The organism is Nonomuraea diastatica (assembly GCF_004349015.1).
Classification (GTDB): domain Bacteria; phylum Actinomycetota; class Actinomycetes; order Streptosporangiales; family Streptosporangiaceae; genus Nonomuraea; species Nonomuraea diastatica.
Genome location: NZ_SMKP01000136.1, coordinates 14,244 through 28,742, shown reverse-complemented (window position 1 = coordinate 28,742; position 14,499 = coordinate 14,244). Strand labels below are relative to the sequence as shown.

Annotated in this window: 12 protein-coding genes and 1 pseudogene; 8 read left to right on the top strand and 5 right to left on the bottom strand. The window is 68.3% G+C overall.

Features of this window, described 5'->3' with window-relative positions:
* Window positions 1-47: 47 nt before the first annotated feature.
* Window positions 48-581, bottom strand: a complete 534-nt coding sequence (locus E1294_RS36190) for a hypothetical protein (RefSeq protein ID WP_132515477.1) — start codon at window positions 579-581, stop codon at window positions 48-50.
* A 127-nt stretch (window positions 582-708) separates the two neighbouring features.
* Here E1294_RS36190 and E1294_RS36185 point away from each other — a divergent pair, with 127 nt between their 5' ends.
* Window positions 709-1,635: an aminoglycoside phosphotransferase family protein gene (locus E1294_RS36185; RefSeq protein WP_132515476.1), complete on the top strand. Its 927-nt coding sequence runs from the start codon at window positions 709-711 to the stop codon at window positions 1,633-1,635.
* A gap of 42 nt (window positions 1,636-1,677) precedes the next feature.
* On the opposite strand, the gene E1294_RS36180 is transcribed toward E1294_RS36185, so the two are convergent.
* From E1294_RS36180 to E1294_RS36170, 3 genes are all read right to left on the bottom strand, one after another.
* On the bottom strand, window positions 1,678-3,210 hold the full coding sequence (locus tag E1294_RS36180) for an ISKra4 family transposase (RefSeq protein ID WP_132515480.1): 1,533 nt from the start codon (window positions 3,208-3,210) through the stop codon (window positions 1,678-1,680).
* Between the two features lie 72 nt (window positions 3,211-3,282).
* The gene (locus E1294_RS36175) at window positions 3,283-3,858 is read right to left on the bottom strand and encodes a hypothetical protein (RefSeq protein WP_181958612.1); all 576 of its coding nucleotides are present in this window, start codon (window positions 3,856-3,858) and stop codon (window positions 3,283-3,285) included.
* Between the two features lie 245 nt (window positions 3,859-4,103).
* The gene (locus E1294_RS36170; RefSeq protein ID WP_132515475.1) at window positions 4,104-4,949 is read right to left on the bottom strand and encodes an NAD(P)H-binding protein; all 846 of its coding nucleotides are present in this window, start codon (window positions 4,947-4,949) and stop codon (window positions 4,104-4,106) included.
* 116 nt (window positions 4,950-5,065) lie between these two features.
* Here E1294_RS36170 and E1294_RS36165 point away from each other — a divergent pair, with 116 nt between their 5' ends.
* The 3 genes and pseudogenes from E1294_RS36165 (at window position 5,066) to E1294_RS58385 (ending at window position 9,104) form a co-directional block, all read left to right on the top strand.
* Complete coding sequence (locus E1294_RS36165) at window positions 5,066-5,689, top strand: TetR/AcrR family transcriptional regulator (protein ID WP_246083543.1); 624 nt, start codon at window positions 5,066-5,068, stop codon at window positions 5,687-5,689.
* Between the two features lie 296 nt (window positions 5,690-5,985).
* Complete coding sequence (locus E1294_RS36160; protein ID WP_165977650.1) at window positions 5,986-7,647, top strand: DUF4158 domain-containing protein; 1,662 nt, start codon at window positions 5,986-5,988, stop codon at window positions 7,645-7,647.
* Window positions 7,648-7,655: 8 nt separating this feature from the next.
* Window positions 7,656-9,104: pseudogene (locus E1294_RS58385) on the top strand (transposase).
* Between the two features lie 88 nt (window positions 9,105-9,192).
* On the opposite strand, the gene E1294_RS36145 reads toward E1294_RS58385, so the two are convergent.
* Window positions 9,193-11,988, bottom strand: a complete 2,796-nt coding sequence (locus E1294_RS36145) for a CocE/NonD family hydrolase (protein ID WP_220448121.1) — start codon at window positions 11,986-11,988, stop codon at window positions 9,193-9,195.
* Between the two features lie 30 nt (window positions 11,989-12,018).
* On the opposite strand from E1294_RS36145, the gene E1294_RS36140 reads away from it, so the two are divergent.
* The 4 genes from E1294_RS36140 (at window position 12,019) to E1294_RS36125 (ending at window position 14,498) form a co-directional block, all read left to right on the top strand.
* The gene (locus E1294_RS36140) at window positions 12,019-12,285 is read left to right on the top strand and encodes a carboxymuconolactone decarboxylase family protein (protein WP_220448120.1); all 267 of its coding nucleotides are present in this window, start codon (window positions 12,019-12,021) and stop codon (window positions 12,283-12,285) included.
* A 1-nt stretch (window position 12,286) separates the two neighbouring features.
* A complete protein-coding gene (locus tag E1294_RS36135; RefSeq protein WP_246083542.1) occupies window positions 12,287-12,730 on the top strand; it encodes a cupin domain-containing protein in 444 nt (147 codons plus the stop codon).
* 21 nt (window positions 12,731-12,751) lie between these two features.
* Window positions 12,752-13,774: a zinc-dependent alcohol dehydrogenase family protein gene (locus E1294_RS36130; RefSeq protein WP_132515470.1), complete on the top strand. Its 1,023-nt coding sequence runs from the start codon at window positions 12,752-12,754 to the stop codon at window positions 13,772-13,774.
* Between the two features lie 61 nt (window positions 13,775-13,835).
* A complete protein-coding gene (locus E1294_RS36125; protein WP_132515469.1) occupies window positions 13,836-14,498 on the top strand; it encodes a (2Fe-2S)-binding protein in 663 nt (220 codons plus the stop codon).
* Window position 14,499: the final 1 nt, after the last annotated feature.

Genomic DNA, 14,499 nt, shown 5'->3' with positions numbered 1-14,499 from the left:
CAGCAGGTGAGTGCGCAGCGCGTCGGCGTCGGCACCGAGAGGGCCGGTCAGGGGGCGGGGTCGGCCCCGGAAGCGACATAGACGGTGCGGATCAGCCACAGGCCCAGCGGGGTTGCGGCGAGCCGGGTCAGGCCGGGGACGGCGCGGGATCGCAGTGCGGCCAGGGTGTGGGTCCAGGCCTCGGTCGGGGATGAGGGGAGGCAGGCGGTCAGGTAGTCTGCTGCGGCCTGCGGGGTGAGGGGTTTGGGGACGATGACCGCCGCTGCGGTCAGCGGGCGGCCGGCGTCGTGGACGGCGGCGGTGAACTCGGCGCGGCGGCTGGTGAGGATGAGCTGGTCGCGGGCGGTCAGCGAGGCGTTGAGCGCGGCGATCACCTGGGCGCGCGCGGGGGCGAAGATTTCGTCCAGTTCGTCCAGGACCGGCAGGATGTGGCCGCCTTCGGCCAGCGCGGCGGCGGCGCCGGCGCCGAGCTGCGGAGCGGCCAGTGCCGGGTAGTCCTGTTCGAGCCGGACAGCGAGCCAGTCCTGCAGGCGGGGATGGGTGCAGTTCCTCCTGAGGGAGTAGTTGGCCGGGGTCATCAACGATCAGATGTGATCGCGTCCGGGTAAGGTAGGTGCATGCTTTGATGCCTGCCCGGTAATCGGGCGCCTCCGTTACCTCCTTCGTTCGTCGCAGATCGACCCTGGACCCACGAAGGAGATGCCTTTCATGAACACATCGACCTCCATCGACGTTCCCGACCTGTTCGCCGCGTCTTATGGCGCGAACGGTGCCGAGGCGCGCGCTTGGCTCGCCGATTTGCCTCGCCTCGGCGGCGAGTTCCTGGACCGCTGGCGGCTGCGGCCAGACGGCCCGGCCGCGTACGGCATGGCTTCGCTGGTCCTGCCCGTACTTCAGTCCGACGGGACACCCGCCGTCCTCAAGCTTCAGCAGCTCCGGGAGGAGACCGCCGGCACCGCCTCCGGGCTGCGGGCATGGCAAGGCGGCGGCATTGTGCGCCTGCTCGACTATGACGAGCAAAGCGGCACGCAGTTGCTGGAACGCCTGGATGCGGCCCGGCCGCTATCCTCGGTGGCCGACGATGATGCGGCCATGCAGATCCTGGCCGAGCTGATGGCCCGCTTGACCTCGGTTCCTGCCCCAAGGGATCTGCGACGGTTGTCTGACATCACTGCGGCCATGCTCGAGCAGGTCCCGCAGGCCGTGTCGGCACTGCGCGACCCTGGCGAGCAGCGGCTGGTGCGCACCTGCGCGTCCGCCGTGGCCGAGTTGGTCGGCGAGCCTGGCGATCGCCTGTTGCATTGGGATCTGCACTACGACAACGTCCTGGCCGGGGAACGGGAACCCTGGCTGGCCATCGACCCTGAACCGCTGGCCGGCGATCCGGGGTTTGAGTTGCTGCCGACACTGGACAACCGGTGGGAGGAGGTGGAGGCCACCGGTGATGTGGCTCGCGCGGTGCTGCGCCGCTTTGACCTGCTGACCGAGGTCCTCGGTCTCGACCGGAAGCGGGCAGTCGGCTGGAGTCTCGGCCGCGTGCTGCAGAACGCACTGTGGGATATCGAAGACGGCAAGGCCACGCTCGAACCTACCCAGGTCGCCATCGCTATGGCACTGCTGCGCCGGCGAGAATGAAAACAGGGACAGCTTGACAGCTCCTGCAGTTCATGAGGGTGATCAAGCGGTGAGGTCGTGCTCCTCCCGGTAGCGGGCATGGTGGACGCGTTGGTGCTCCCGGGCGAGGTGATAGCGCCAATAGGCAGCGAGATCACCATTGGCGATCAGGGCGCGGAGTTTCAGGATGGCTTCGGCTCCGGCCAGGCCCCAGCGAGCACCGGTGATGTCCAGGCGATCACCGATCAGGTGGCGGCAGGCGCCCTCGATCACGCCGGTGGCGATCGGCCACCCCTTCGTGAGGGCCTGGTCGTAGCGCAGGAACATAGTATGGCCGGCCAGGTAGCGGATGCAGGCGTCGATCTCGCCCCGGCGGCGCGCAGGCAGTGCGGCAGCCTGGGTGTCCAGGGCGGTGACGACCTGGTCGGTGTGCCCAGCGAGCAGGGCCAGGGCCTGAGTGGCGACCCAGTCTTCAGCGGCAGGGTCGCCGGGACGGTGCAGATTCCAGGCCCCAGCCCACAACTTCTCCAGAACGTGCACGAAGTCGATGACGATATCGATCGTCACGTTCCGGCGGGTGGCCTCGGCGCGGATCTGGTCGAGCTGGTGACGAGCGCCGTCGACCAGCACCACCCAGGTCCGAGCGTGGCTGGGGTCGCGCGCCTCGGCGTGGTCGAACACCTGGGCGATCACCTCGTCGGAGTTGGCGATCACCGAGCCGCACAACCATTTGCCGCTGGCGTGAGGCCCGGCTCGAGGCGGCCGCTGCCCGTGGCGTCCGCCGGGAGGGGCGATCACATCGTGCGGGCGTCGTGGCGCGGGCTCGGCGTCGTAGACCACGCCAAGGGTGGCCATCCGCTTGCGGCAGGGCTTTTCCCCCGAGGCTAGGCGGGTGCGGAAGGTCGGGATGGCTCGGGCGGCTGCCTTGGCGGTGGCCGGCCGCAACGCTTCCGGGCGCATCACGATGCCTTTGCCGTCCAGGCTGAGCACCAGCAGCGTGGAGGCGGTGCACGGGATTGGGATCTTCTGCTGGTAGAAGGCGTCGATATCGACAGCGGCCGAGCGCACCAGCTGCTCGAGTTGCCGTTTGCCGATCATGGGGCCGCACCGGGCCTCGATGGCGGCTTTGGCGGCATCGAACGAGCCGCGCACCATCTTGGTGCCGGCCAGACGGGCCAGCCCGTGTGAGTGCCGCCCGCTCGGCAACGATAATGCGGCATCAGCTGGATAGGCGTTGCGGAGGCCCGGGGTCCGCCAGGCGCATCGGCGCACGGTCACCGTCCCGAAAACGGTTGCCAGCAGCCGATGATGGCCGGTCTCGACGCATCGGCGCACCACGCCGTCCGCGCCGGCCACCCCTGCGCCGTCGCGGCGGGCGGCCAGGACCGACTGCTTCTCGCGCAGCGCCCGTAGGTCCAGGTGGGCCTGTAACAGCTGTCGCAGCAGCTCACGCCCTTGCTCGTGGAGCATCTCCTCCAGCCGATCATGCGGTAGCGTCCCGCTCACAGGATCAGCGAGCTGTCCGATCAGACAGTCAAACGTCTTCTTCGCGGCCACAAAGCAGTCAGCTGGTGTAGCTGTGTCGTACGGTTCCACCACGGGCTCTTCTTTCGTGGGTTCGGGCAGGTTGGCACCCTCGAACCTGACGGCGGAAGAGCCCCGTCACCATTACCCGGCCGGTGACGACCCGATGCCCTCCCCATCCGCCCTCTCTCCCCGCGTCGGCCCGGCCACCTGGCGGGCCACCCGCTCGGCCACCGCGAACAGTCCCGGCCCGTCCTCGCTCAACCAACCACGTTCCACCAGCCGCTTGAGCTTGGACCGCAGTCCTTCCCGTTTGGCCGCCTGGTCAGGCATACCCATCGCCACAGCAATCTGCCCGGCCCGCATCGCCCCACCAGCATCGAGCAAGATCTCCACCGCGTCCTGGTACGCCTGCGGCAATACCGACACCTTCATGCCCGTCCGCCACCGCGGCACTGTCACCACCCCCAACGGGGCCGGGTGGCCGTCCACCGCCGCGTCAACGGAGACAGCTCCAGCATCGTCCGGTGGCCGCTCAACCGACTGGACGACCTCGTCCAGGACCTCCTCCACTGTCTCCCGGCTAATGACCAGCCGCGATAACCGGTCCTCCTCGGTCTCCAACCGCTGGCTCAACTCGGCGATCTGCTCGCGAAGCTGTTCCACCCGCCGACGGGCCGCGCTCTCCCGCCGCACCAACTCCTCCAGCAACGAGCTCATCGCCACCACCGCCTCGCGCTCCTGCTCACACGGTAGACAACGACCAGCCGTTCAAACAGCCCAGACCCAACCGCCCAGCTCAACCACCCCCTCAGAGGGAGCCGCACCCATCTGAGCTGGGGGCTTTGTCTGCGTTGGAGGAACGCTGCTTCGCGGTGTGTCGTCCGAGGACGCGATGACCGTTTCGCGCCTGCACTGGTGCCGGGTACGGGCGCGGAAACGGGCGGAACGTCACCCCGGGTGGGTCATCTGAAGGCGGCGATGTTGCGGATCGCCCATTCGGCGAACGTGCGGGGCGTGCGGCCGAGGACCTGTTCGACGTCGGGGCTGATTCGCTGCTCAGCGGGGGTGGGGTTGCCGATGATGTCGAGGGTGGTCTCGACCACGGGCTCGGGCATGAACTGCAGCATCTGTGCGCGGGCCTCGTCGCGGGTCTGCTCGATGAACCGGATCGGCTCGCCGATCGCGTCGCCGATAGCCTCTGCTCGTTGCCGGGGCGTGCTGAGGGCGGGCCCGGTCAACTCGTAGACCTGCCCGGCGTGACCGTCCTCGCGCAGGGCTGCTGCGGCAACCTCGCCGATGTCGGCCGGGTCGATCCACGGCAGCCCGGTATCCCCGAATGGTGCGGCGGCCGTGCGCCCCGTGCGGATCGTCTCGGCCCACGCGAAGGCGTTGGAGGCGAAGCCACCGGGCCGCAGGATCGTCCAGTCCATGCCCGACTGCCGGATGACGTCCTCGATGGACCGTCCCATTTGCCCATGGGAGGACGACTGCGGTCGGGTTGCGACTCCCTGGGAGGACAGCAGGACGGCCCGTCGAACGCCACCGGCTTTCGCGACGTCGAGGATGCCCTGGGGGCTCAGCAGGTGCTCGCCGGCACCGCCGTCGTGGAGGAACACCGCGTCAGCGCCGTCGAAAACGGGCCGAAGGCTCTCAGGGGCGGCCAGGTCCACCTGGCGGTACTGGACACCCTCCGGCACCGCCACGCCCGAGACTCCTCGGGACACCGCCGTCACCTGCTCGCCGGCTGCCGCGAGTGCCTGCACGAGCGGTCGGCCAACGTTGCCGGTGGCTCCCGTTACTACGATCATGAACTTTCCCATCGATTGTGGTCAGTCATGCCGGGAGCTTTCTCTCGGCTGAGTTAGTTGACTAACTGAAGTGCAACCATAGCCAGCCGAACCCGTTGCTGTCTATGGTTAGTTAGGTGACCGACTTGAAGACGAGCGATCGGGCCCCGGTCGCCACGAAGCGGGGCAAACGGGAGCGGCTGATGGCCGCCGCAGTGCGGATGCTGCATGAGCAGGGCGTGGAGAAGACAACGCTCGCCGATATCGCACGGGCGGCCGACGTCCCCGTGGGCAACATCTACTACTACTTCAAGACCAAGGACGACCTCGTCGAGGCGGCCATCGGCGCGCACGCGCAGGGCCTGCAGGCAATGATCGCTTCACTCGACGAGCTCCCCACTCCGCAGGACCGGCTGAAGACGCTCATCGGCGGCTGGGTGCAGCAACGCGACCTCGCCGCCCAGTACGGCTGCCCCACCGGAACCCTGGCCTCGGAGCTCGACAAACGCGCCGATGGTCTCGACCGCACCGTGGCCAAGGTCATGCAGGGCCTGATCGACTGGACCGAGCAGCAGTTCCGTTCGATGGGCCGAAGCGACTCCCGCGACCTCGCGGTCGCCCTGATCGCCGCCTACCAGGGGATCTCGCTGCTCACCAACACCTTCCGCAACCCCGAGCTAATGACCCGCGAAGGCGACCGGCTGGAACGCTGGATCGACTCGCTCGGCCGGCCGCCAGGAGATCCTGGCGGCGCTGCATAGATCTTTCCCTCCCATCTGGGGTGCCACCGGAATACGGGTCCAGCCGAGATACGGGTAAAACCGGCCATGAGTCGATCTTGAGAACGTCAGGGCGTGCCTGCCGCGGGTCCGGGTTGAGGGCATTCGGTACCCGGCGCCGACTTCCGTGACGGATGGTGCGTAATCTCGGAAATTGCTTGTCGGGACGTAGAGGAGGCCGACTCTGGATTCCGCATTCCGCCTCGCTCACTGTGTTCGATCGGCTACAGTGTGACCTATTCTGTGGTGATCGGGGCTGCTGGGAAAGGCTGTGCCCGATGGCCTCGATCGACAAGACTGCCTACCCGCGGTTCAAGCGGACCATCTCCGAGCGCGAACTGCGCGCGGCGTACTCACCGAGCCTGGCGGAGATGGACTGGGCGCGGGAGATGACCGACAGCGACGAGACCCGGCCGTCGCTGATGGTGTGGCTGAAGTGCTGTCAGCGGCTGGGACGGTTCCCGCGGCTGGCCGAGATCCCGGCCCAGGTGATCGAGCACGTACGGAACGAGCCGGGCCTGCCGGAGCAGGTCGGCATGACGGACGTGGCCGAGCGGACGGGACGCAACCACAAGGCGCTGGTGCGGTCCCGGCTGGGGCTGGACGGCGATCAGGCCGCTGCGCGCAAACTGGCCGAGCAGGCGATCCGGCGGGCGGCCAAAACGAAGGACCACCCGGCTGATCTGATCAACGTGGCGCTGGAGGATCTGGCCATGAACAGCTGCGAGTTCCCGGCGTTCTCCACCCTGGATGACCTGGTCTCTCAGGTGCGCGCGGAGGTCAACGGCGCCATCTTCACCCTGGCCTACGGCCGGATGAGCTTCGATGACCACGCGCGCCTGCTGGCGATGCTGGAGGTGGATCCCGCCACCGGCCGCAGTGGCCATGACCGGGCGAAGAAGAGCGCGCCGCGAGCCACGGTGACCAAGCTGCGCCTGCAGCTGGACCATCTGGCCTGGCTGGATGGCATGGCGGGGGCCAGCGACGCGTGGCTCAAGGGGGTGCCCGCCTCCAAGATCGCGCATTTCGCGGCCGAGGCGCGGGCGCTGGACGCCGCCGAGATGCGCGATTACGGCGAGGTCAAGCGGATCGTGCTGGAGGCGTGCCTGCTGCACCAGGCGCGGGTGAGGGCCCGTGATGACCTGGTGACCATGTTGTGCAAGCGGATGAACACCTTGCACAACAAGGCCCGCGAACTGCTGGAGACCATTCGCGCCGAGCAGCGTCAGCGCAACGAGCGGATGCTGGCGGTGCCCGGCGACCTGCTGAGCGCGGCCAAGGAGGTCGACCTGGCGGCCCGGAACGCGCCGAACCCATGGACGGCGGTGCGGCGCCGGCACGAGACCGGCCGGGCGGTGCTGGAGACGATCGAGACCAACGGCGGCCTGACCGGCCTGGTGGCCGAGCACGAGGCGCTGGCCGCCTTCCACGGCGACAACTACCTGCCGCTGCTGGACCGCTTCTACCGCTCACACCGCGGGCTGCTGCTGCGCCTGGCCGGCGTGCTGGTGCTGGAACCGGCCAGCGCGGACCGCAGGCTGCTGGAGGCGCTGGAGTTCGTGCGCGCCAACGCCACCCGCACCAGCGAGTTCATCGGCGACGAATACACCGCCGAGGAGGAGGCCGTCGATGAGACGACCGGCGAGGTCTCCACAGTGACGGTGCGCAAGCACGTGGACGTCTCCTTCGCGCCGGAGGCCTGGCAGAAGGTGATCGCCGACAAGCGGCGCCCCGGCAAGCTGGTGCGCCGGCACTTCGAAATCTGCGTCTTCTCCTGCCTGGCGGACGAACTGGTGCGCGGCGATGTGGCGGCGGTCGGCTCCGAAGCCTACGCCAACTGGCAGTCCCAGCTGCTGAGCTGGCAGGACTGCCAGCCGCACCTGGCCACCTACTGCGCCGAGGTGGGCCTGCCCACGACAGCCTCTTCGTGGCGCAGTTGAAGACCCGCATGAAGAACGTGGCCGCGGCCGTGGACGCGGGCTACCCGGACAACGCCGACCTGCTCATCGACGAGCAGGGCCGGCCCTCGCTCAAGGCCCGCAAGTCCGCCGGGCACAGCGCCGAGGCGCTCAAGCTGGCCACGGCCGTCAAAGACCGGCTGCCAGAACGCTCCCTGCTGGAGATCCTGACCCGGACCACCCGGCACCTGCGCTGGTTCCGGCACTTCGGGCCACTGTCGGGATCGGAGGCCAAGCTGGCCGACCCGCTGGAGCGCTACCTGCTGGTCGCCTTCGCCTACGGCTGCAACCTCGGCGCCGCCCAGGCCGCCCGGCACCTGGGCGGCCGCATCAGCGCCCACGAGCTGTCCTACACCGTGCGCAAGCACGTCACGCTGACCAGCCTGAACAAGGCGATCGCCGACGTGGTCAACGCCTACCTGCGCCTGGACCTGCCCAAGGTGTGGGGGGAGGGCAACGCGGTGGCCGCCGACGGCACCAAGTACGACATCTACGTGGACAACCTGATCGCCGAGTTCCACATCCGCTACGGCGGCTACGGCGGCATCGCCTACCACCACATCGCTGACAACTACATCGCGCTGTTTTCCAGATTCGTCCCGTGCGGGGTATGGGAGGCCGTCTACATCATCGAAGGGCTGCTGGAGCAGGAGAGCGAGGCGGCCCCCAAGGAGATCCACGCCGACACGCAAGGCCAGTCATTCCCGGTCTTCGGGTTGGCGCATCTGTTCGGGTTCGAGCTGCTGCCGCGCATCCGCAACTTCCGGGACCTGACCTTCCACCGGCCCGAGCCCGGCGTCCGCTACCGGCATATCGACGCGCTGTTCGGCGAACCGATCAACTGGCATCTGATCGAGAACCCTGGTCCTTGACCGTGACCTGCCACATGCCCCAGTCATAACTGGCAGGACCTGATGAAGGTGGCCATCTCCATCCGCGAAGGCGAGCTGTCGTCGATCACGCTGCTGCGGCGGCTGCGGCACGACTCCAAACGCAACAAGATCTACCGCGCCTTCCGCGAGCTGGGCCGCGTGATCCGCACCATGGTGCTGCTTCGGTACGTCTCCGACGCCACGCTGCGGGAGAACATTACCCGGGCCACCAACATGGTCGAGTCCTACAACAACTTTTCCAAGTGGATCGGGTTCGGCAACAACGGGGTGATCACCGAGAACGAACCGGAGGAACAGGAGAAAGCGATCAAGTTCAACATCCTGGTCGCCGACCTGGTCATGTACCAGACCACACTGGACATGTCGCTGGTGCTCAACCAGCTGCGCAGCGAGGGCGAGACGGTGCATCGCGCCGACGTGGCCATCATGTCGCCCTACCAGGAGGACAACGTACGCCGCTTCGGCGACTACATCTACGACCTGAACGCGCCGCTGGACGGCATGGAGGTCCTCCTCGATCTTGAGGAGGAAACGGAGGCGGCCTGAAACGGCACTGCCCATGAGCCGCCGCACAGGATCCCCTCTCGTGCTCAGCGATAGCGCGCGTGACCGGCTTCAGGATTGACCACGTCAATCATGCCTGCCATGGGGTATGCCATCTCCGGTCCTCGTCAATGTCGTTGCCGATGACCCGCAGTGCGGAGTTCGAACCGTGCGGGTTTAGGGAGCAGGCCGCGTGTACGGTCCGCACTTCACCGGTCGTGCCTACGGTGATGTCGGTCTGCGTGGTCAGGCGTGTGGCTGCGGGATGGTGAGCGCGGGTGGAGATCTCGTATGTGTGGATGAGTTCGATGGGTTCGTCTTCCACGGTGCGGCCCTTTGACTGCCAGCCGCCACGGACGACGACTTCGGTGTCGTCCGTGTTCTCCTCGATGGTCACGGTCATCTGCCGGTCGGTCATCCGGCGGTCTTCCGTTGCGCGAGGAGGCGCAGGTAGTTCGAAGGGGGCTGTCATCTCGCGGGGAGCGGGCACCGTCGGCAGACGCAGGATGCTGTTGCTTTCGGAACCGACGAGCACGTCGTAGCCGGCGGCGGAGAGCTGAGGCCAGTACTCGGGGAAGTCTGCCGCGCTGAGTGTCAGCTGAAGGCGGTGTCCGGACTTCAGCTGGTAGCGGATGGGGTCGAAGCCCAGCTCGATGTGATGGCCCGTATCAGATGTGTCCGGTGGTTCTGGCGTCCCGGTGTAGGGCGGCGGGTTGGACAGGCGCTGGAAGCCGCGGGTGATCAACGTTGTGTGGCCGTTTGGCGCGAGGTCGTTGAGCTTGGCGACGATGTCGACATCGAGGTGGGCGACGGCCAAGGAGAGGCTGATGCGCGGTGCTCCGGCGATGTCGAGGGGTGAGTCGAGCACGTCGGAGGTGAACGCCGCGGATCGGGCCACATCGCGTGTCTGATCATGCGGGGCCGCTGCCATGCCTAGACCTGCGGCGACTCCGGTCGTTGCGTCGAAGGTCACCGGCACGCGGCCCGGCGCCGCCGGCGGTCCGGCGCTCAGCGCGTCCTGGGTGAGGTGGAGGGCGCGATCGACGGAGGGCACGGCAGGGAAGCGTTCGGCGAACTCCCATCGCTCGGCGCCCATGATGTAGGTGGATACCGTCGGCGTCTGGGGGGCCTGGGGTGGTATGCCGCGCACATGTTCGTCGAGCCAGTCGATGGTCAGGGCCACCGAGTCGACCGGCGCCTGTTCCTGCCCTTCCGGCATGCCGTGCAGCCATGGCCCGCAGATGATGCGGCGCGGTGCCCTGATAGCCTCGAAGTCGCGCCACGCGCCCGAGATGTTGGTGTCCCGCCAGCCGGTGATGATGAGGGTGGGCACGTCGATGGCGGCCGGGTCGGACTCTCGCCCCTGCCAGTAGTGGTCGCGGTGCGGATGTCCGGCCCACGCGTCGTGCCACGGTTTCGACGCCCGTAGGCGTGCGGTGAACGCCGAAGGACGGAGCCAGGGGGCTGTGGGGGGCAGGGCGACCAAGGCCAGCATCATCGTCGACCACTCACCAATGATCATGGCCAGTCCGAGGGCACCTTTGCGTACTACTTCGCCGGTGTAAGGGTCTGTCGATCCCTCGATCGACGCCACCGCGCGCAGCGACGGAGCTCCGCTGGTCGCCGCCCGCAGCGCCGTGATGCCACCGTATGACAGGCCCCACACGGCCACCTGCCCGGTGCACCATGGCTGATCAGCGAGCAGTTCGATGATGTCGTAGATGTCGTCCTGCTCGACCCTTTCGAACGCGTCGGACTTGACCCCCTCCGAAGAACCGGTCCCGCGAAAGTCGACCACTGCGACGGCGTACCCGGCCGCGGTGAACCTCTCGATCTGTGGTGTGGCTCGTGGCCCGAACCATGCGTCTTTGGAGTACGGGTTGGACGCCACGATGACCGGCCAGAGATCAGAGGAGTCCTCATCCGGGAGGTAGACGTTGGAATCGAGACGCACACCATCACGCATGGTCAACGGCACGTGTCGGACCAGTCGCGGCATGGGGCTCAGCCTCTCTGCTGATACGGGCAAGGGGTCTGTCGTGCCTGGGCGTCCCATGTCGCCGGCGGTGATGTCGGCGGCGGTGTCCCACTCGGGGAAGAAGTCCGGCCCGGCCGGGTCGAGGAACTGAAAGCGCGCGATGTTGGCCGGCCGGGTGCGGGCCGGCCCCTGGCCGGGGTGCGAGGTCTGAAAGACCGGCCAGTACATGGCTCGGCCGAGACGGTTGGCGGCCACGATGTCCATCCGGCCGTTGCGGATGATGGCCGGGGCGTCGGTCATGGCGTCCAGCATCCGCTGCAGCCCGGCCCGGACCCTGCGGGCGGGGCGGCGGGGGCGGTGCCCCGCGCCTGCGGCGCGGGCCAGGTCGAACAGGTGGGCGCGTTCGGCGTCGTCGAGCTGCAAGGCGCGGGCGACGGCGTTCAGGACGTCTTCGGAGACGCCGCTGATGTGAGCCTTCTCGAGACGGGTGTACCAGTCGGTGCTCACCCCGGCCAGGACGGCGACCTCCTCGCGGCGTAGCCCCGGCACCCGGCGCCGCCCGCCGGGGGCGAGCCCGGCCTGCTGCGGGGTGATGCGGGCGCGCCTGCTGATCAGGAAGTCGCGGATGTCGTCTCGGTTGTCCACCTTCCCCACTGTAGGCAGCGGCCGGCGATGGAAGGGGGTAGAGGTTGTCCCCCCGATAAACGCGACCTCCCGCGCGCGAGATGCAGCCGGTTTCCTGGGTGTTGTCATACGGGTGCCGTGCTTGCGGGAGCGGCAGGGCAAAGGAACGCCAGGGAGGAGGTCATTTTGTTCCCGGCCGCAGACCATCCGGCCCTTTTTCGGAAAGAAAGGCGAGAAAAGGGAGATGCCGATGTCGGACGACAAGCCGTCGGGTGCGCAGGCCATGTTCGGGGATTTCGCTCCGAAGCCAAGCTGGTGCGGCTGACCGATGACGTGCTGTTCGGGCAGGTGTGGCCGGATGAGGGCCTGTCACGGCGGGACCGGAGCCTGGTGACGGTGGCGGCGCTGGTCGCCCTGTACCGGGGCAACGAGCTGCCCTTCCATCTGAAGACGGCGATGGACAACGGACTGAGTGCCGAGAAGCTGAAGCACGCGATCACCCACCTGGCCTTCTACGCCGGCTGGCCGAACGCGATGACCGCCATGACCCAGCTGAAGAAGATCGTCGAAGAGGGGAGCTGACGTGCAGCTGATCGAGCAGCCGCCGACCAGCAAGGCCCCGGCGGAGATGTTCACCGGGGACGCCTGGTGGGACGTGATCTACCGGGGCAAGGAGCCGTCGCGGGCGCGGGCGAACATGGTGCGCTTCGCGCCGGGCGCGCGTACCGCGTGGCATTCTCACGGGCTCGGCCAGACCCTCTACATCGTCGAAGGTGTCGCGCTGATCCAGGCGCGCGGCGGGCGGCTGATCGAGGCCCGTCCGGGCGACGCCGTACACACCCCGCCGGGCGAGGAGCACTGGCACGGCGCCTCCCCCGACCGTTTCATTGGTCCATCTGGCGCTGTGGGTGGGCGACGAGACCATCTGGCTGGAGCACGTCGGCGACGCCGAGTACGGGGCGGCCCGCTCCAGCCCGCGCGGCTGAACTCGGCTGCCTGCCGACCGGCCACATCACGACACACCTGATTCGGATTGAGGAGATCCACCATGCGTGGAGCAGTGTTGTACGCCCCTGGCGACGTGCGCGTCGAGGACCGCCAGGACCCGGCGATCATCGCGCCGACCGACGCGATCATCCGCCTGTCGGCGACGTGTATCTGCGGCTCGGACCTGTGGCCCTACCGAGGCGTGGAGAAGCTCGACGGGCCGGCCGTGATGGGGCACGAATACGTCGGCGTCGTGGAAGAGGTCGGCAGCGAGGTCACCACCGTCAGGCCCGGCCAGTTCGTCGTCGGCTCGTTCGTCGCCGCCGACGGCACCTGCGAGATCTGCCGCTCCGGCTACCCCTCCTCGTGCGTGCACCGGGTGTTCATGAACGAGGTCGGCACCCAGTCCGAGCGCGCCCGCATCCCGCTGGCCGACGGCACCCTCATGGCCACCCCCGGTATGCCGGGCGCGGAGCTGATCCCCAGCCTGCTGGCCGCCTCCGACGTGCTGGGCACCGGCTGGTTCGGCGCGGTCGCCGCGCAGGCCGGCCCCGGCAAGACGGTCGCGGTCGTCGGCGACGGCGCGGTCGGCCTGATGGCGGTGCTGGCCGCCAAGCAGCTCGGCACCGAACGGATCATCGCGATGAGCCGCCACGAGACGCGCCAGAAGCTCGCGCGCGAGTTCGGCGCCACCGACATCGTCACAGAGCGCGGCGACAACGGCGTGGCCCAGATCAAGGACCTGACCGGCGGGTTGGGCGCCCACTCGGTCGTGGAGGCGGTCGGCACCCAGGAGTCGATGCGGCAGGCCATCGGTTCCGCCCGCCCCGGCGGGCACGTCGGCTTTGTGGGCGTCAACCACGACGTCGCCCTCAGCGGCGACGAGCTGTTCTTCGCCCAGGTCAGTCTGTTCGGCGGCCCGGCCCCGGTGCGCCGGTTCCTGCCCGAGCTGATCGAGTTGATCTGGGAACGGAAGATCGACCCCGGCAAGGTCTTCGACCTCACGCTGCCCCTGGACCGGGCGGCCGAGGGATACCAGGCCATGGACGAACGCCGCGCGATCAAGGTCCTCCTGCAGCCCTGACCGGCGGTTCGAGCCGGCCTTCCGTCCGTTCCTCCTGCTGATGAAGGAGAAGTGAGGCTTCATGTCCGACGAGCTCTCCAGCCACGAGTATGGCGATGGTGAGGAAACGTCCGGATGGTCCCGGCGGGCCTTCCTGTCGACGACCACACTCGGCGGCGCGGCAGCCGGCGTTCTGGCGTGCGCTGTCCCCGCCGAGCAGGCCGAACTGGCGGCCGGGCTGGCCGGGGCAGGCGATGAGCACAGCAGCGCCCTGTCAGTGACGGTGAACGGGCGCCGCCACCAGGTGACGATCGACAACCGGACCTCGCTGCTGGATCTGCTGCGCGAACGGCTCGCCCTGCCGGGCACCAAGAAGGGCTGCGACCAGGGGGCATGCGGGGCGTGCACGGTGCTGCTGGACGGCCGCCGCGTCAACGCCTGCCTGACCCTAGCGGTGCGCTGCCAGGACGCCGAGGTCACCACGATCGAGGGGCTGGCCTCCGGCGGCGGCTCCGGCGACGGTGAGCTGCATCCGTTGCAGCAGGCGTTCATCGAGCAGGACGCCTTCCAGTGCGGCTACTGCACCCCGGGGCAGATCGTGTCCGGCGTCGGTTGCATCCGCGAGGGTCACACCGGCTCCCGGGCGGAGATCCGGGAGTGGATGAGCGGCAACCTGTGCCGCTGCGGCTGCTACGTCAAGATCGTCAACGCGGTCGCCCAAGTCGCACGCCAGGGCAGGAGCTGAC